The following is a 17838-nucleotide window of genomic DNA, read 5'->3' on the forward strand; positions in this document are numbered from 1 at the left end:
TTAGGTTCCCAGCACTTTTTGTCCTTGCGGCTGAGTGTTAAACGGATTAGGTTCCAATGTAATCCCAATATCTTCAAACGAATATTCTGGAGGCAGGCGGTAGGTGATAAGTCCGCTGCCGTTTTGATCAGGTATCAAAGTGCCAGCACTTTGCCGGTTTCCGTTTTTTAACAGCCATACTTGGTAAACCTCATTACCCTTCGTAATAGGCATATTATTCAAGGCAATGACAAGACTTGTTTCCGTACCTTCCTGAAGAAGGTATGCGCTGCCGGTTGCAGAAGCAGCTAAGCTTTGCCCTGTTAAGGAATAAGTCGTAACAATTTGTGTCGGATCAGCAGCTTTATTCTCTAATGACTTAATAGTATCTTTCAATTGAAGGCTGTTCCAATAAAACCCAATTAAACAAATGATTAAAATAGCTGTTACAGCAGTGGATAGGGGTGAGAAATGCCTTTTGGTAACTGATAAAATTCGTTCTTTAAAGCTAATCGGTTCGGCTTCTATTTTTTCTTCGTGTTTAAGAAATTTATTTTCTTCAAAGACAAAATCCATCACTTGTGACTTCAATGATTCCGGTACCTCTGTTTCTTCTACATCATAAGAAAGCATTTGCCATGTTTCTTGTATAGATTTCAGTTCCTGCTGGCATTTTGCGCATTTTAGCAGATGGTCTTCGAACTGTTTTTTATCTTGGTTATTAAGTTCATTTATAATATATAAAGATAAATTATCACATTTATTCTCCATGCCGAACACCTCCTATTTTCCCGCTGAAATTATTCCGCAGTTTCTTTAAGGCCTGATGCAGGCGGCTTTTAATCGTACCCAGCGGCTTTTGTTCAAGTTCTGCAATTTCACTTAAGGAGTACCCTTCCCAATATAATAAGTTGATCAGGCGCTGCTGAGGTTCAGAGAGATGTCGTTTTGCTTCTTGAATCTGCTGTTTTAGCTGATTTCTGGTAACTTGCTGCTGTACATCATCAGCTGGTAGACCTTGCATTTGCTGCCAGTCCTCAAGCTCCAATTGGACCGTTCCTTTATATTTTTGTTCTTTACGGATGAGATCTATGGAAATGTTTCGAGTTATGGTGAGAAGCCAGTTCACAAACTGTCCTTGGGATGCATTATAGGTGCTTTTTGTCGTCCAAAGCCGAAGGAACACCTGCTGAACAATTTCTTTCGTTTTTTCCGTATCGCCTTTGGTTATTTTTATGGAGAAGCTATAAATAAGCTTTACATATCGGTCATATAGCTCTTCAAGTGCTGGCCGATGATTTTGAACAATTAATTCTATTAGTTCTTCATCTGACTTAGACTTCATTGACGGAAATCGCTCCCTTGTTAAACGAAATTATTTAGTATAGATGTTAACATAGATTGACGGGAAAATTTGATAGGGGAGGAAAAAAGAACTGCCGATAAACCAGGCAGTTCCTTCGGCAGTATCCATTATTGTGCAAATGATGTTTCGCTGTTAACAATAAACCAAACATCTTTGACGCCTTGTCCCTTTACATCACCAGATGCTCCGTCCTTTACGAAGTAGTAAAGCGGATAGCCCTTGTAGGTCGTTTGTTTCTCACCAGTGTCAGCGCGAGTAATCGTTCCGAAGTCTTCTTTATTAAATCCTTCCGGAACGGCAAAATCTTCAGAGTAGAAAGCAGGCCAGTTTTCAAGGCAATCTCCACTGCAATTTGATGTATTTGGCTGATCTTTTGCAAAGAAGTAAAGTGCCATACCTTTAGCATCTGTAAGATATTTACCAATTTTTTTGTTTTCCATCAGTTGAAGTTTCGCATCCGATTCTGCAAGATCTTTTTCTGACTCGTTGTTAACCGCTGTTGTTGTTTCTTGTGCTTGTTCTTTTGTACCTGTGCTTTCTGGTTTTTCCTGAGAGCTGCATCCTGCAAAAAGTATGCAAGCTAAAAGAATTGTCCAAAAATAAACTTTTGTTTTCATGTTTAATCCCTCCGTTATTTTTTCTTATCAAATACAGGTAACGCAGGGGAGGGGTAAACGGTTTTAAACAAATTTAAAATTTTTTAAGATTCCTTAAGACAGGGCGGAATCAACAACGCGTATTGTGGCATTGATAAATTTAACAATTTTATATTTGTATATAACTTTCTAATCTGACTAGCCTGATTTGAGTGCGCTGATGAGTCAGGGGAAATAATACTAATGAAACAGCAGCCGGTCTTATGTGAACCGGCTGCTGTTTTTTTGCATTATGCAATAGTTGAAGCAGTTTTATCCTGTTTATTGTGCTTATCCTGCAAAACAAATTGATTACGCCCTGCCCCAATTCCGGAAATAGTAAAGATGGCAGTAATGGCCATAAGGAAGATAAGTGGAACGGTCCAGGAGTGAAACAGGTCATACAGTGAGCCGATGAGTATCGGTCCTGCCGCGGCAAGCAGGTAGCCGACCGATTGTGCCATTCCTGAAAGACTGGCTGCCTGTTTGGCATTTTCAGCACGAAGGCCGATCAGGGTTAAGGAATGACTGATTGCAGCCCCAAGACCAATCCCGAGGAGAACAATACTGATGTTAGAGATGATGGCATTGATATTCATCAGGAGTCCCGTTATGCCGGCAAAAGTGAAAATGCCGATGCCAAGAGCAATCCCCTTTTGGTTAGGCAGCCGATCGGCAAGAACCGGAATAATAAAATTAACAGGGAGTCCTGAAAACTGGAAAACTGTTACCATCCATCCAGCAGCAGCGATTTCCCGCCCCTGGCTATGAAGAATTTCGGGGAGCCAGGTGGTGGTGCTGAAATAGACCATTGATTGCAATCCCATAAACAGTGTGACCTGCCAGGCGATGGGTGAGGACCAGATAGAACCCTTTGGTGCAGAACCTTTAGGTGCTTCCGTTTTTTTCTTTCGCAATCTGATCTGAGGAAGCCAGACAATAATGGCGATAAGGATTAAGATGGTCCATACACCAAGTGAAAGCCTCCATCCCAGGCCAAGATCTTCTGCAATCGGGATACTGAATCCTGGCGCAAGCCCTGCACAAATCCCCATTGAAAATGTATAAATGCCTGTAAGCAGGCCAACCTTCTGCGGAAACTTTTCCTTGACCATTCCAGGAAGAAGCACATTGCAAAGACCTACGCCTAAACCTATTAAAATAGTTCCTATGTACAGAGGCGGAAGCATCCCTACAGAACGTGCAGCAATGCCGGATCCCAAAATAGTCAAACCCAATAGAATGCTCCATTCACTTCCAAGCTTTTGGGCAATCCTCGGAACAAAAGGAGAGAGCAGGGCGAAGGCAACGAGCGGAAGGGTAGTCAGAAGGCCTGCTGCACCATTGGAAATTCCCGTTTCATCCCGGATTGCTCCGATCAATGGCCCAACTGATGTAATCGCAGGGCGTAAATTAAAAGCAACAAAAATAATGCCGGCCATCAGGAAAAAGGTTTTTGAATCAAATTTTGCTGAACTTCTCAACTAAAGACACTCCTTAAAGGTATTTCGAAAATCCTTCGCGTAACGAAAAGACAATATTCAGAATAGTATAATTGCTTTTGAGCTAAAAGTACATAGCTTTTAAGCAAAATGGCAATATTTTTACAGTTTATTAGATGGGGATAAATCTGAGGAAACAGCCGGATATATAAAAAGCAAGGGGAGGTACCCCTTACTTCTATTTTTATACTGATTCTAATGCATCAAGAATTTTAGAAAGCCAATTCATATAAAACTCATTTAACCCTTTATAATGCTCCTGGATCAGGTTCGGAATGACGTCTTGGTAATCATGCTTCACTTCACTTTCTGTCTTCAGATCGGAGATCCAGGATTTAATATGCTCTGCTGCTGCAGGGACTTCGGGTGATTCGATAAATAATAGGGCTGGATAAAGGGAACGAGGTTCAGGCATCCGTTTTTTAAACACCTCAATGATCTCTTCTGAAAGCTGATTTTTTCCTTCTTCAGTAATTTGATAGACAGTGCGGTTTGGCCGGTTATTCACCTGTTCCCGCTTTTCCGCCTGGATCCACTTATGTTTTTCTAGTTTGCGGATGGCATGATATAAATTGCCGTCCGTAACGGGGAATAGCTGATCCCATTTGTGTTCTAAAATAACTTTTTTCATTTCATATGGATGATATTCTTTCTCTTTTAAAAGACCGAGAATCACGATTTGCATGGACATAATAGCAGCTCCTTTTAAATTATTACTTTGTACAAAGTAATGAATGATTTATAATAAAGGTGAGGAGGAGATCATATGAATCTAAAGGACAAAGTTGCATTAATTACAGGCGGTGCCGGCGGAATTGGCAAGGGAATAGCTACTGCCATGCTGAAACATGGCGCTAACGTTGTGATTGCAGATATCAACCGGGAAGCCGGAGAAGCGGCTGTAAAGCAATTACGCCAGTTTGGATCGATTCTTTTTATTGAAAAAGACATATCCCGGAAGGAAAATGCCGTAGAGCTTGTGCAGGAGACTATCTCACAGTATGGAAAATTGGATATCCTTGTCAACAACGCGCATGTTTCCAGACAGATGCCATTTGTGAATACAACACTGGAAGACTTTGAATTATCCTTTAATTCAGGATTTTACCCTACTGTCCATTTAATGCAAGCCTCATACGAACAGCTTAAGAAAAATAAAGGATTCGTGATTAACTTTGCTTCAGGTGCCGGTATTTCGGGCCAGGTTAACCAGGCTTCCTATGGATCTGCAAAAGAAGCGATTCGCGGTTTGACGCGAACCGTTGCAAATGAGTGGGCTAAGGATCAGATTAATGTGAATTTAATCTCACCAATCGCTTATACTGAAGGCGTGAAAAATTGGAGCGAGAACTTCCCTGATCAATATGAGCAGGTACTCAATGGAATTCCGCTTGGCCGCATGGGGGATCCGGAAAAGGATATTGGGGAAGCGGCTGTATTCTTAAGCAGCGAAAGCAGCTCTTATATTACCGGACAGACAATAATGGTAGACGGCGGAACGCAAAAGTTAACATAAACAAAGAAACTGTCTCCTTGGACAGTTTCTTTGTTTGAGATAGGCTTACCTGCTCTGAAGTTAGTTAATTGTCTGGCTTAAAGACCCTTCCGCTTTTCTATTGTGCAGAAAAGCCGCCGTCAATAACTAATTCTGCTCCTGTAATATATGAAGAATCATCTGAAGCAAGGAACAATACAGCGCGTGCCACGTCATCCGCTTCACCAAGTCTTTGGAGCGGAGTGGCCTGAATTAATCTTTGCAGCACTTCACTGGATTCTGACAGGTTTTCTGTCATTGGCGTTTTAATGACGCCAGGGAAGACGGCGTTAACCCTGATACCGAAACGGCCATACTGTGTGCTTGCCGCTCTGGAGATGGCTCTGACAGCACCTTTTGAAGCAGTGTACGTGTTTGTCCCCATCCCCACCATGGCTGTGTAGCTTGAAATATTCACAACTGCACCGCTTTGCTGTTTGACCATCTGCGGCAATACATGCTTCATTCCTGCAAATGGCCCGAAACCATTTATGCGCATCATAAGATCCCAATCTTCAATGGTCACATCATCCATATGCTTCTCGCTTGAAATGCCGGCATTATTAATAAGAACATCGATTCTTCCATGATCGGCAACGATTTCTTCCACTGCCTTTTTCCAATCATCCTCTGACATGACATTCAGCAATTTGCCTTCCACTGAAACATTTTGGCTGACAGCGTTCAAGAGCTCTTTATTAATGTCCGCTGCAATAACATAAGCGCCTTCTTCGACTAAAAGCTCAGTCATTCGTTTTCCCATTCCAGATGCTCCGCCAGTAACCAATACAATTTTATTATCAAATTTACCCATTACAATTCCCCCTTGATGTATCTTTTTAAAATGCGTTTGCAAATTAAGTATAATCGAAAATATACTTTGCGCAAAGTAATTAGTTCTGGGAAAATAACAAGTTTTAAGGGACATTTCATTATTCTTGATAGAAAGGGAAAGGATTGGTATAATGAATGACAGTCAGTCACTTTGAACAAGGAGGATATATACATGCAGGATCGGCCGGATGATAAATACAGTAGAATACTGAACGCTTCTATTGAGGTTATTTCTGAAAAAGGCCTTGAAAAATCCTCGGTATCAGAGATCGTTAAGAAAGCAGGCATTGCTCAGGGAACGTTCTATTTATATTTTTCTTCAAAAAGTGATTTGGTTCCTGCGATCGCCAATTCACTTCTCACCAAAATACTGGATCGGATGAAGAGGAAGGTGCAGGGAGCAGAAAGCTTCTGGAGCACTTTAGATGCCGTCATTGATGAGACCTTTAAGGTTACAGATGAACATAAAGATATCATCGTACTTGTATACTCAGGGCTTGCTGTCAACCATTCCCTGGAAAAATGGGAAGAGGTATACCGGCCATATTACGAATGGCTTGAGGTTGAAATCAGCAAGGCGGTTCAAAAAGAAGAAATTTTACCAGACATTAATGTGAAGTGGACCTCAAGGACCATCATTAACCTTATCGAAAATGCTGCTGAAAGATATTATATTGGCCGCGAGCGGGATGAGTCCCTGACTGTTTATAAGGAAGAGCTTTTTAAATTTATCAGGAAATCATTAATCACGGACTAAAATTATTGGACTGCTTCCAATAATTTTTCTTTAAATAAAAATGACTGACTGTCATTCATAAGGAGTTGAGAGCAAATGAAATGGATGTTAGTATTTACAGCCGGCATCCTTGAAGTGATGTGGGCTTCAGGTTTAAAATATGCAGATTCATTTCTGGAATGGACGATTACCACTGTACTGATAGCAGCAAGCTTTATACTATTGATTCGCTCATATAAAGTAATTCCTGTTGCGGCAGCTTATACCGTATTTGTCGGGATTGGAACTGTAGGCACTTATATTTTAGGTGTGATCATGGGGGAGCCTTTTTCGGTAACTCAAGTATTTTTTCTGGTGATATTATTGGCAGGGATCATTGGCATGAAGACTTTTACGAAACAGGAAAACACTGAAGTGAGAGGTGAATTATAATGGCTTGGGGATTATTGATTCTGGCGGGCATAGAAGAAGTGGTCGCTACAATTGCCATGAAATACATGGATGGAACGAGAAAGAAATGGCCGATCGTTATAATGGCAGTTGGTTTTATTTTCTCTTTCTTCTGTTTATCTATGGCCATGCAAAGGATTCCAGCCGGTGTGGCCTATGCTATTTGGACAGGAGTGGGGAGCATTGGCATTACGCTGGCTGGTTTGTTTTGGTTTAAAGAAAAATTTGGTTATAAGCAATATTTATCCCTGGCATTCATCTTAGTTGGTGTTATTGGACTGGGGATGACATCTTAAGAACTCCTTAGGCTATTAATATCAGAAGCAGACCTTAAAAGTGATGGTCTGTTTTTTGAAAAAGAAATTAGTTGCAAAATACAACTAAAAGAACTATACTGTAACCAAGAGGTGAAAATAATGGAAAATCTTCGCAGTTTGTTTCAAGTAATGACGCGCCGTTTTGGCTTACTCAATAAAAATTGCTGCAATGTCGGCGGTTGCGATATTTCCCTCATTCAAAGCCATATTCTTTATGAGATTGACAATCAGCATAACCCCTCCATGCAGCAGATTGCAGATACGTTAGGGACGGATATTACTACTTTCAGCAGGCAGGTTCAATCTTTAGTCAAGATGAACTTAGTTAAGAAAACACCGGATCCTGCTGATAAGAGAATCAGTATTCTTTCGCTGACTGCAGAAGGCAAATATATTGCAGGTTCAATAGATCAGCAGATGAATTCATTTTTACATGAGGTTTTTTCACAAATGAATGAGTTTGAAAAAGAAACAGTCATCCGCTCGATTCATTTGTTAAATAATGCAATGGCAAAGTCCAGTGCATGCTGTAAGCCAATACAGGGGTGAATCCCCTGGGTATAATACTTGTATATTGCAAGTAAAAGCAATCAATCCTAATTTGGAGAAAGAGGAGAGAGCATGACGAATCAGAATGATCTTTTTGTTGTCAAAGGGTGCTGCACGTCTAAGAAAGATGTATCAGAAAAGGCGTCGCTAAATAGGGATGATGGAAGAGAGTTGCCTGTGGCTATAATTGGCGCGGGGCCGGTTGGGCTGGCAGCAGCTGCACATCTGGCAAGCAGGGGGCAATCATTTATTTTGCTGGAGTCAGGGAAGCAAGCAGGAGCCAATATTAAAAGCTGGGGTCATATTCGGTTATTCTCACCATGGCGGTACAATATTGATAAAGCGGCTGTCAGGTTATTAAGCGCCAATGGCTGGGTACAGCCGCAGCTGGAAGCTTTGCCTACAGGGGAAGAGCTTGTTGAACACTATCTCAAGCCGCTGTCCAGGTTACCTGAAATAAAGCCTTTCATTCACCTAAATACGAAAGTTTTGTCAGTTGGCAGAAAAGACACCGATAAAATGAAAACCGCAAACCGGGAAAATATTCCCTTTGTTATCCATGCTGAGGAGAATGGAGAGTACAAAACATACGAATCAAAAGCAGTAATAGATGCTGCAGGCACCTGGGGAAATCCTAATCCAGCTTCGTCAAGCGGAATTTGGCTGGCAGAAGAACAGCAGCTGAAGGAGAAAATATATTATGGAATACCCGATATATTAGGGAGTGAGCAGCAGCGCTATAGGAATAAACGGATAGCAGTTGTCGGGGGTGGCCATTCAGCCATTAATGCCTTGCTGGATTTAGCCGAATTGAAAGAGACCTATCCTGAAACAGAGATTCTATGGATTATGAGAAGGAATCAGGTTGAGGATTCCTACGGAGGAGAAGAAAAAGATGCACTTGAAGCACGCGGCCGCCTCGGAAGCAGAATCCGCCAATTGGTTGATAACGGCCAAGTGGAGGCCATTACTCCATTTCGCATCCAGCTGGTCAAAAAGTCAGAAACGGGAATCGAGTTAATAGGCAGCCAAAACGGCAAGCCGGGCAGCCTGGAAGGAATCGATGAAATGATTGTCAATACAGGAAGCCGTCCGGATTTTGCAATGATAAACGAACTCCGTACTTCTATAGATTCTGCAACTGAAAGTGTAGAAGCTTTGGCACCATTAATTGATCCTAATATTCATAGCTGCGGTACAGTTCGCCCCCATGGAGAAAAGGAGTTAAGACAGCCTGAGAAGAATTTTTATATCGTGGGTTCAAAAAGCTATGGCCGTGCTCCAACCTTCTTGATGGCGACAGGCTATGAGCAGGTTAGGTCAGTGGCAGCTTATCTAAGCGGTGATTTCGCCGCTGCAGAAAAAGTGGAACTCGATTTGCCGGAAACGGGTGTTTGCAGCGTTAATCTAAAAAGTTCCTGTGATGAACCTGCTTCTACTTGCTGCAATTAAATAAAGGGGAGAATTAGTTCCCTAATAAAGGTGATGCCAATGACCATCAATCATGCTGGATCGCTCAAAAAAGAATATTTTATTTCATATATGAAATTACTCATGAATGCATTTGGATGTTCTGTTGAGGAAGCCAAAGATAGAACCTTTGAAAGGCTGTTTCGATTGCGCGAAAGTGAAATGGGGCAGGAAACGTATACACAATTTCTTTTGGCTTATCGGGATTTAATGAAACATCCCAATGATTAAGAAAACTCCGGAGAGGATGAATCATGGTGACTATTAAAGATCAATTATCTTCAAAGCCTATTATAATAGTCGCCGTCGTCACAGCTTTAAGTCTATTAGGAGATTCCATGCTTTATATTGCCTTGCCTGTCTATTGGGAAACTGCAGGCCTTGATTCAATTTGGCAAGTGGGTGTGCTCCTATCCATAAACCGTTTCATACGATTGCCTTTTAATCCAATTGCAGGCTGGATATATAAACATATTTCATTAAAGGCTGGCCTGATCGTTGCTGTTCTGTTAGGCGGATTCACAACGATTTGTTATGGTGTTTTCGAAGGATTTGCGGCATGGGTGATCCTCCGTGCATTATGGGGGATTGCCTGGTCATTTTTTCGAATAGGCGGATTATCAGCTGTTGCCGTATATGCGGATAACAATAAGCGGGGAAGTTCCATGGGGTTATATAACGGGCTTTACCGTACTGGAAGCCTGGTTGGAATGCTGATTGGGGGCTTGTTCGTTCCGGTTATAGGTTTGAGCACGGTTTCAATTGCATTTGGGTTTTTGTCCCTATTGGGGCTGCCTTTAATGCTGATTTCTAAAATAAATCAGGATGTGAAAACTCCTGAAAAGAAAGATAGAATGGCTAAAGAGACGCCTTTCATTGGAAAGGCCGGATATAAAGCATCGATAATTGTTTCAGGCTTTCTAATTGCCATGTTATATCAAGGAATAGTGACATCCACACTTAGTTCCTTGATTGAACATTTTTACGGAGAGAATATATCAATATGGAATGTGGTTGTCAGTGTTACATTATTATCAGGCATCATTCAAGCGGTAAGGTGGACATGGGAACCTTTTCTGGGAAGGACAGTGGGGCATTGGTCTGATGGAGCGCGTGGGAGGCTGCCGATTTTTATTGTGTCCCTGATTTTTGCAGGGGTTGTCTTTGGCATGGTATCCATTAGACTTCCATTAGAGCTGTGGATAGCCGTTACTCTTTTAGTAATGGCCGGTGCTACAATTTTATCTACCATTCTGGACACGATTGCACTGGACACAGCAAAGACTGCAAACATTGTATCTTTCCTTACGATATACTCAATCTCTCAAGATATGGGGGCAGCTTTAGGCCCGGCGCTTAGTTACATATTAATACAGTTAGAGGCGGGTTTTACATTTTTATATTGGGGCGGTTCGATCATACTGATTATTTTAGCAGCGATTTGGATGTTGTTAGCAAAGAGGTTAAACACATGTATAAAAAAAGAGATCTATGAATCTTATTAGCGGGGGACCAGAAATGATAAGTGAAACTGTTATTCGTGAAGCCAGAAAGACAGATTTAGAGGATATTCTGGAGATTTATAATCAGGGAATAGAAGATCGCATCGCTACATTGGAAACAGACGCAAAAGATCTTTCCTATATGACAAACTGGTTTGAACAGCATCAAGGCCGATATAGTGTGCTTGCCGCTGAAGAAGGGGATCAAGTGATTGGCTGGGCTTCCTTGAATCCGTATAGCAGCCGCTGTGCTTATGATGGAGTTGCAGATCTATCAGTCTATATCTCCAGAGCATTCAGGGGCAAGGGAGCAGGCGGGAAGCTGCTTTCTGCTCTCGAAATGAAAGCAAGAGAAAACAAGTTTCATAAGCTGGTCTTGTTTACTTTTCCATTTAATGGACTTGGACAGGGACTGTACAAGAAAATGGGGTATCGTGAAGTAGGCATATTTCAAAACCAGGGTGTTTTGGATGGAGAGTTTGTCGATGTGATGGCTATGGAAAAACTGCTTTAATTAAAGGTGCGGCTATTGGTTTAGCCGTTTTTTTGTTGGCTTTTTCTTAAAAGTTCGGAGGGGGAAGAGGTTCAGACAGGGTTTCCCGGATTTCCTGTTTATCTGTCCGAAGTTGGATAAGGTTCGGACAGGATTTCGCGGATTTCCTGTTAATCGGTCCGAAGTTGGATAAGGTTCGGACAAAATCAGCCGGAATTCCTGTTAATCAGTCCGAAGTTGGGACAAGGTTCAGACATGATCTCTCAGATTTCTTCCTCGCCTGTCCGAAGGAACGGAGTGCTATCTATAGTCAGTTTCTTCATAGTAAAATCCCCTTGTTCGAAAAAGCCTTAAGTAAGGCAACCGCACAAAAAAACGGCTCTGTTCCAATAAGCTCATTTGTCAAAACCAGCAAACCAAAATGAATGAGCTGAAGTAAAAAAAGCAAACTATATGTGTAAAGTTTTTGTAAATAAGAAAAAAGCATTTACTTATATAAGTAAATCATTATATATTAATATGTGCAAAGCGGGGGTGAAAAGATCATGGAAGTGTCCACAGTTGAAATCGACAAAGCATCATCCATTTTAAAATTATTAGGCGATAAAACACGGCTCACAATGGTCAAACTTTTAAATAACCATGAATGCTGTGTGTGTGAGTTTGTGGAAATTTTTAAAATGAGCCAGCCGGCCATTAGCCAGCATCTCAGGAAACTAAAAGATGCAGGAGTGGTAAGGGAAACCAGAAGAGGTCAGTGGATTATTTATTCATTGAATCAGGATAGTGAATACTACCCATTGGTTCAGACTGTGCTCGATCACCTTCCAAGCCAAGATTATTTATTAGAAAAATTGAAAGAACAGGGTTTGCGAATTTCCTGTGAGTAAGAGGGGAGAACACATTGACTCAAATAATTTTAGCATCGGTGATTTTCTTGGTCACCCTCATATTAGTCATTTGGCAGCCAAAAGGGCTATCCATCGGCTGGTCAGCATGCGGTGGAGCCATCCTGGCCTTAATTGCCGGTGTGGTTGACTTCCATGATGTTATAGATGTTACTTCAATTGTCTGGAATGCGACATTAACTTTTATTGCCATCATCATTATATCTCTTATTTTAGATGAAATCGGGTTTTTCGAGTGGGCCGCTTTACATATGGCGAGAGCGGCAAAGGGCAGCGGAGTGAAGATGTTCATTTACGTGTCCATTTTGGGAGCGGTTGTCGCAGCATTCTTTGCGAATGATGGAGCGGCACTCATTCTCACGCCAATCGTCCTCGCAATGGTCCGGAACCTTCAATTTGAAGAAAAATTGGTTTTTCCGTTTATCATTGCGAGCGGATTTATTGCGGATACAACGTCCCTGCCATTGGTTGTCAGCAACCTTGTCAATATCGTCTCAGCTGACTTTTTTGGCATCGGCTTTGTGGAATATGCGTCCCGCATGATTATTCCGAACTTCTTTTCGCTGGCAGCCAGCATTTTAGTCTTATTCCTATACTTTAGAAAAAGCATACCAAAAAATTATGATTTATCTCATTTGAAGGAACCGGCGGAAGCAGTTCGGGACAGCAAAATGTTCCGATTGTCCTGGCTTGTTTTAGGCATCTTATTAATTGGTTATTTTGCAAGTGAATGGATTGGTGTCCCCGTTTCATTCATTGCAGGCATTATAACCATTTTCTTCCTGATTATGGCGCGAAGAAGCCCGGCTGTGAATACGCGTACTGTCATCAAGGGTGCTCCATGGGCGATCGTTTTCTTTTCAATTGGCATGTATGTTGTGGTTTACGGATTAAGAAATGCGGGTCTTACAAATGTATTGGCAGACTTAATTCAAATGACAGCGGACCAGGGACTATTTGCAGCCACGATCGGAATGGGATTCATTGCGGCCATCCTTTCATCTGTCATGAACAATATGCCAACCGTTATGATTGATGCCCTGGCCATTGCTGATACGAATACAAGCGGAATCATGCGTGAAGCCCTTATTTATGCGAACGTGATTGGATCTGACTTAGGCCCGAAAATCACGCCGATTGGTTCCCTGGCAACCTTGCTATGGCTTCATGTATTGTCCCTGAAGGGAGTAAAAATCTCATGGGGAACGTATTTTAAAACAGGGATTGTATTAACCATTCCAACATTATTTATAACATTAGCCGGTCTATATATTTGGCTGCAGATCCTTTAAAAAACTTACCTAAAAGGAGAAATTCAACATGACTAAAAAAACAATCTACTTCCTATGCACAGGCAACTCATGCCGCAGCCAGATGGCAGAAGGATGGGCCAAGCAGCATTTAGGTGATGAATGGAAGGTTTATAGTGCGGGGATCGAAGCACATGGTTTGAATCCTAACGCTATAAAAGCAATGAAAGAAGCAGGAATTGATATTTCCAATCAGACTTCTGATATCATAGATCCTGAGATTCTGAATCATGCTGATTTGGTTGTAACGCTTTGCGGAGACGCAGCTGATAAATGCCCGATGACACCTCCTCATGTGAAGCGGGAGCACTGGGGATTTGATGACCCTGCAAAAGCAGAAGGAACAGAAGCAGAAAAATGGGCTTTTTTCCAGCGTGTCCGTGATGAAATTGGCAGCCGCATTAAAACATTTGCCGAAACAGGAAAGTAAATAATATACTAAAAAACATTCAAGGGAGGGAACAAACATGATAATCACAGACAATGCGCGTGATGAATTAAGAAAAATGCTGGAAGAACAAAATGCCAGCAGCATTCGCATCTTTTTTGATGGCTATGGCTGAGGACAGCCAAGAATAGGACTGGCTCTGGATGAGCCGGCAGCAGATGATATTATTGTCACAATCAATGAAATCAAAGTAGCAATTGACCCTATTATTGAACCAAACACCGAAGACCTTGTTTTAGAGCGAAGCGGAAACGGAAGCGGGATTTCGATGATCGGGAATACGGGAAGATGCTGTTAGAAATAGGACCTTTAGGGTCCTTTTTTATTTTCTTTAAGAGATAGGTGAAATCGGATCAAAAACCTAAGCTGCAGGAGGAATTTAGCACATTCTTGCGGAATAGTCATAGCATCGAAGTAAAAGAAGGAACAAATAAACCCATGAATGAAAATGAAATAAAGGCTATTGTTGACTGCATGGCAGCGGGCAAAATGGCATATGAAGTACAGATGGTTCAGACGAGGCATCGCATAAAGCTTGTGGATTTCTGGGGTATAAAAGCTGAAAGCCAAATTCTTGAAATTGGATGCGGACAGGGAGATACAACCGCGGTGCTGGCTGCCTATGCTGGTGAAAAGGGATTTGTACATGGGATTGATTCTGCTTCACCTGAATACGGGAGTCCGGTTTCACTCGGTGAATCGGCTGAATACCTGAACCAATCCAAAGTCGGCAAGCAGATCAAAATAGATTTTAATTTAGATATTTTAGCTGAGAATGTGGAATTTCAGGAAAACTTCTATGATTATATCGTATTCTCCCACTGTTCATGGTACACGAAATCTTCTGCCGAGCTTTTAAGGATCCTCGAAAAGGTAAAAAAATGGGGAAAGCAGCTTTGTTTTGCAGAATGGAACACCGATATAAACACAATCGAACAATATCCGCATTTATTATCGATCCTCATTCAGGCACAATATGAAGCCTTTAAACAAGAAAGTGATTCTAATGTGAGAACCCTGCTGACTCCTGGCGATTTGAGGGATATTGCGGAACAAGCAGGATGGCGAATCATTAAAGATTCTAACATAGATTCCCCTGATTTGCAGGACGGCCTTTGGGAAATAGATAAGGTGCTGACGGACTTTAACGATGAAATAAAGGGGATAAAGAATTTGCCTGAGAAATTAACAGATCTCCTGCAATCCGAGGTTTCGATGCTGAAAACGGTAGCAGAATCAACAGAAGTTAAGCCTCTATCTGTATATAGCTTTATAGCTGAATAGCTGACTAAAAAAGCCATGCAGCCCCCAAAGAGGACTGCATGGCTCTTTTAACTCAGCGTTCCGAAGTTTTTTCAGTCAAAAAGGTAATCGCCACAAACAGTGCAAAGGCCAGCAGCAGCAAGGTTCCGCCAACGATGAAGAAGACCAGAACAAAGGTATCCCCTAAATTAAACGGATTTAATGTGTACATCCACATTCCGATTGTCAATCCGAGTGCTCCTGCCATTCCAAGTATGCTGTGAATGGCAACGAGCTTTTTATATTTTACTCGGTATACCTTATAAAAGATTCCCCATGCAAATACGGAAAGCCATCCTACGAGCAGGATGTGGGCATGAATAGGCCTTAAAGAATAATCCATTTGCCCGGACATATGCGATCCAAGGTAGGTCCCGATAATGCCAAAGATGGCTGCAAATCTTATTAATCTGATGCTCCATTTTTGTTCCATAGTTTTTTATTCCTCCCGATGTTTCTCCCTGAAAAATGTAATGGTTAAGGTGGTTCCTTTGCCAGCCTGGCTGACTGCCCTGATTTCCCCAGTATGCAGTTCAATAATCTGTTTCACAATCGAAAGCCCGAGTCCTGTGCCATCTTTTTTCTTGCTGAGTCCACCCGGTAAAATCGGTCGAAAATCTGGCTGATCGCATCCTCGGATATTCCGGTCCCGGTGTCTTTAAAAACAACTTCAATCGATGATTCAGTTTGAGACAGGCTGATTAAAATACTTCCGCCATGAGAGTTATATTTTATCGCATTCGTCAGCAGGTTGTCCCAGATATTCACCAAGAGCTCCGGATCTCCCTTGAAAATGACAGGCGCAAGCTTGTAGGAAACCTCAATCTCTTTTTCTTCCAGCCGCCATTGATGTCTGCGGATGGTTTCCTTGATCTGATCGTCCAATTTCACATCCGAAAGCTTCATCGGATACGATTTCTGGTCAAGAGAAGTCAAAAGCAAAAGCTGTTTGGTCAGATTGGAGAGCCGCTTCGACTCCTGATCGATAATCTGTACATATTCGAAGTGTTCTTCTGCAGACAATTTCTGTGTCTGCAGAAGTTCTGCATACCCTTGAATATTCATAAGAGGGGACTGAAAGTCATGAGATACATTGTTGATGAATGACTTGCGGGCCTCGTCATTGTGCTGCAGCTGTTCCTGCATGCGGCTGAAGCTTTCTGCCAGCTGTCCGATTTCATCCCTGCGGGCAATATTCAGCGGGAAGTTAAAATTCTCCCGTGTGATTTCCCTGGTGGCTTCCGTCAGTTTTGTTATCGGCTTAATGAGATGCTTGGCGAACCAAATTACTCCGGTGATGCTGACAACGGCAATGGCGACAAAGAACCATGCGAAAATCATATGAATGTCCGAGAAAAGAAGTTTATTATTCGGGCGAAGGAATAGCCCGTAATTCTGATCGTTCATGGTAAAGGGGACACCGACGGTATTTTCAAGATCGTTTGAAAAATGCCCCATCAGCAGAAATTGGCCTGCAAAACTATCCATCCCATGATAAACTTCCTGATCGGTCAGCACTTTGGCAGCTTCCTCAGGCAATTCGGTCTTATTAAACGGCTGCCCGAAGAATTCCCCTTCACCCGATTCCGTCACGATATAGAGCTGATAGCCGAGCTTGCTCATGGAATTTAAGTAAGTTTCATAAGCAGGACCAGAGGAATGCATATTTTCCAGGCCATGAGCAATTTCCTCTGCAATCACAACATTTTGCCGGTCGATTTTCCCCTTTGTCGAAGTCATATAGACCCAATTGGTTAAAATGAAGGAAAGCACGATGCTTATGGCTAGAATCACAATTGTGGCTACAATGAATTTTCGGTATAGGGTTTTCATTTTATTTCCTCAAGCTTATAACCGATACCGCGAACAGTCTGGATTTCAACGGTTGCGCCATATTTTTTCAAACGATCGCGAATTCGGTTGATATGGGTATTTAAAGTTTGTTCGCTGCCCTCGTAATCCGATCCCCAAGCCTGTTCGATCAATGCAGCCCGCTGTGTGATTTTACTTTTTCGTGCCGAAAGTAAGCTCAGCAGCTCAAATTCCTTTAATGGAAAAAGGATGGTCTCCTGATTGATTTCCACTTCAAAGCTTTTTCTGTCCATTAACAGGTTTCCGGCTTTGATGACTGTTTCCATTGCCCGCTCAGCCCTTCTTAACACCACGGCTACCCGGAAAAGGAGCTCCCTCACTTCAAACGGCTTTACAATATAATCTTCAGATCCGGATAAGAAGCCTTGTTCCTTATCACCCAGCTGCCCCTTCGCCGTTAAGAGTATAACAGGGATTCCGAAGTCATTAGTCAGAAGCCTGGTGAGTTCGAAACCGTCCATACCAGGCATCATGACATCGACAACTGCTAAATCTGCGGTTTGTTCTTCTAAAAGTGCTAGTGCTTCTTGTGCATTGTTTGCGCGCAGGACTTGATAGCCTTCACGATTTAGATGGATTGTGACGAGTTTCTGTATATTCACATCATCGTCTACGACAAGTATCTTCATAT

The 17838-nt window shown here is 42.1% G+C and carries 21 protein-coding genes and 1 pseudogene; 13 read left to right on the forward strand and 9 right to left on the reverse strand.

Annotated elements, in window-relative coordinates; translation table 11 throughout:
- The 5 genes from M5V91_RS04240 to M5V91_RS04260 all read right to left on the reverse strand — a co-directional run bounded on the left by M5V91_RS04240 (nucleotide 1) and on the right by M5V91_RS04260 (nucleotide 4173).
- Nucleotides 1–750, reverse strand: coding sequence for an anti-sigma factor (locus M5V91_RS04240; protein ID WP_009333742.1), 750 nt, complete (start codon nucleotides 748–750; stop codon nucleotides 1–3).
- Nucleotides 740–1324: an RNA polymerase sigma factor gene (locus M5V91_RS04245; protein WP_009333743.1), complete on the reverse strand. Its 585-nt coding sequence runs from the start codon at nucleotides 1322–1324 to the stop codon at nucleotides 740–742. The genes M5V91_RS04240 and M5V91_RS04245 overlap by 11 nt, the downstream gene beginning before the upstream one ends.
- 128 nt (nucleotides 1325–1452) lie before the next feature.
- Nucleotides 1453–1962, reverse strand: a complete 510-nt coding sequence (locus tag M5V91_RS04250; protein ID WP_192908854.1) for a COG4315 family predicted lipoprotein — start codon at nucleotides 1960–1962, stop codon at nucleotides 1453–1455.
- A gap of 269 nt (nucleotides 1963–2231) precedes the next feature.
- Nucleotides 2232–3422, reverse strand: a complete 1191-nt coding sequence (locus M5V91_RS04255) for a CynX/NimT family MFS transporter (RefSeq protein WP_071155768.1) — start codon at nucleotides 3420–3422, stop codon at nucleotides 2232–2234.
- A gap of 244 nt (nucleotides 3423–3666) precedes the next feature.
- Nucleotides 3667–4173 carry a PadR family transcriptional regulator gene (locus M5V91_RS04260; protein ID WP_019382358.1) on the reverse strand — a complete coding sequence of 169 codons (507 nt, stop codon included), beginning with the start codon at nucleotides 4171–4173 and terminating at the stop codon, nucleotides 3667–3669.
- A gap of 75 nt (nucleotides 4174–4248) precedes the next feature.
- On the opposite strand from M5V91_RS04260, the gene M5V91_RS04265 reads away from it, so the two are divergent.
- Nucleotides 4249–4998, forward strand: coding sequence for an SDR family NAD(P)-dependent oxidoreductase (locus tag M5V91_RS04265; protein ID WP_251175279.1), 750 nt, complete (start codon nucleotides 4249–4251; stop codon nucleotides 4996–4998).
- A gap of 97 nt (nucleotides 4999–5095) precedes the next feature.
- Here the strand turns inward: M5V91_RS04265 and M5V91_RS04270 are convergent, their stop codons facing one another.
- Nucleotides 5096–5830: an SDR family NAD(P)-dependent oxidoreductase gene (locus M5V91_RS04270; protein WP_009333748.1), complete on the reverse strand. Its 735-nt coding sequence runs from the start codon at nucleotides 5828–5830 to the stop codon at nucleotides 5096–5098.
- A 192-nt stretch (nucleotides 5831–6022) separates the two neighbouring features.
- Here M5V91_RS04270 and M5V91_RS04275 point away from each other — a divergent pair, with 192 nt between their 5' ends.
- The 12 genes from M5V91_RS04275 to M5V91_RS04330 all read left to right on the forward strand — a co-directional run bounded on the left by M5V91_RS04275 (nucleotide 6023) and on the right by M5V91_RS04330 (nucleotide 15317).
- A complete protein-coding gene (locus tag M5V91_RS04275) occupies nucleotides 6023–6607 on the forward strand; it encodes a TetR/AcrR family transcriptional regulator (protein ID WP_251175280.1) in 585 nt (194 codons plus the stop codon).
- Nucleotides 6608–6682: 75 nt separating this feature from the next.
- A complete protein-coding gene (locus tag M5V91_RS04280) occupies nucleotides 6683–7018 on the forward strand; it encodes a DMT family transporter (protein WP_009333750.1) in 336 nt (111 codons plus the stop codon).
- Nucleotides 7018–7332: a DMT family transporter gene (locus M5V91_RS04285; RefSeq protein WP_009333751.1), complete on the forward strand. Its 315-nt coding sequence runs from the start codon at nucleotides 7018–7020 to the stop codon at nucleotides 7330–7332. The genes M5V91_RS04280 and M5V91_RS04285 overlap by 1 nt, the downstream gene beginning before the upstream one ends.
- 120 nt (nucleotides 7333–7452) lie before the next feature.
- Nucleotides 7453–7902 (forward strand): MarR family winged helix-turn-helix transcriptional regulator, encoded by a 450-nt coding sequence (locus M5V91_RS04290; RefSeq protein ID WP_009333752.1) that lies wholly within the window; start codon nucleotides 7453–7455, stop codon nucleotides 7900–7902.
- A 72-nt stretch (nucleotides 7903–7974) separates the two neighbouring features.
- Nucleotides 7975–9354, forward strand: coding sequence for an FAD-dependent oxidoreductase (locus tag M5V91_RS04295; protein ID WP_251175281.1), 1380 nt, complete (start codon nucleotides 7975–7977; stop codon nucleotides 9352–9354).
- A 39-nt stretch (nucleotides 9355–9393) separates the two neighbouring features.
- Nucleotides 9394–9603, forward strand: a complete 210-nt coding sequence (locus tag M5V91_RS04300; RefSeq protein ID WP_034296789.1) for a hypothetical protein — start codon at nucleotides 9394–9396, stop codon at nucleotides 9601–9603.
- A 23-nt stretch (nucleotides 9604–9626) separates the two neighbouring features.
- Nucleotides 9627–10877, forward strand: coding sequence for an MFS transporter (locus tag M5V91_RS04305; RefSeq protein ID WP_009333755.1), 1251 nt, complete (start codon nucleotides 9627–9629; stop codon nucleotides 10875–10877).
- Nucleotides 10878–10890: 13 nt separating this feature from the next.
- Nucleotides 10891–11388, forward strand: coding sequence for an arsinothricin resistance N-acetyltransferase ArsN1 family A (locus M5V91_RS04310; RefSeq protein WP_009333756.1), 498 nt, complete (start codon nucleotides 10891–10893; stop codon nucleotides 11386–11388).
- Between the two features lie 524 nt (nucleotides 11389–11912).
- Entirely contained in the window at nucleotides 11913–12257 is a 345-nt protein-coding gene (locus M5V91_RS04315; protein ID WP_009333757.1) for an ArsR/SmtB family transcription factor, read from the forward strand.
- 14 nt (nucleotides 12258–12271) lie between these two features.
- Complete coding sequence (locus M5V91_RS04320) at nucleotides 12272–13567, forward strand: arsenic transporter (protein WP_284521739.1); 1296 nt, start codon at nucleotides 12272–12274, stop codon at nucleotides 13565–13567.
- Nucleotides 13568–13595: 28 nt separating this feature from the next.
- The gene (arsC, locus tag M5V91_RS04325; protein WP_251175282.1) at nucleotides 13596–14015 is read left to right on the forward strand and encodes an arsenate reductase (thioredoxin); all 420 of its coding nucleotides are present in this window, start codon (nucleotides 13596–13598) and stop codon (nucleotides 14013–14015) included.
- A 408-nt stretch (nucleotides 14016–14423) separates the two neighbouring features.
- Nucleotides 14424–15317 (forward strand): class I SAM-dependent methyltransferase, encoded by an 894-nt coding sequence (locus M5V91_RS04330; protein ID WP_251175283.1) that lies wholly within the window; start codon nucleotides 14424–14426, stop codon nucleotides 15315–15317.
- Nucleotides 15318–15369: 52 nt separating this feature from the next.
- Here M5V91_RS04330 and M5V91_RS04335 read toward each other — a convergent pair whose 3' ends face one another.
- The 3 genes and pseudogenes from M5V91_RS04335 to M5V91_RS04350 all read right to left on the reverse strand — a co-directional run bounded on the left by M5V91_RS04335 (nucleotide 15370) and on the right by M5V91_RS04350 (nucleotide 17836).
- Nucleotides 15370–15768, reverse strand: a complete 399-nt coding sequence (locus M5V91_RS04335; RefSeq protein WP_009333761.1) for a hypothetical protein — start codon at nucleotides 15766–15768, stop codon at nucleotides 15370–15372.
- A gap of 6 nt (nucleotides 15769–15774) precedes the next feature.
- A pseudogene (locus M5V91_RS04345) lies at nucleotides 15775–17168 on the reverse strand (sensor histidine kinase).
- Nucleotides 17165–17836: a response regulator transcription factor gene (locus M5V91_RS04350; RefSeq protein WP_009333763.1), complete on the reverse strand. Its 672-nt coding sequence runs from the start codon at nucleotides 17834–17836 to the stop codon at nucleotides 17165–17167. Before M5V91_RS04350 ends, M5V91_RS04345 begins: the two are co-directional and overlap by 4 nt.
- Between the last annotated feature and the right edge of the window lie 2 nt (nucleotides 17837–17838).

The sequence above is a fragment of the Cytobacillus pseudoceanisediminis genome, assembly GCF_023516215.1.
GTDB classification, from domain to species: domain Bacteria; phylum Bacillota; class Bacilli; order Bacillales; family Cytobacillaceae; genus Cytobacillus; species Cytobacillus pseudoceanisediminis.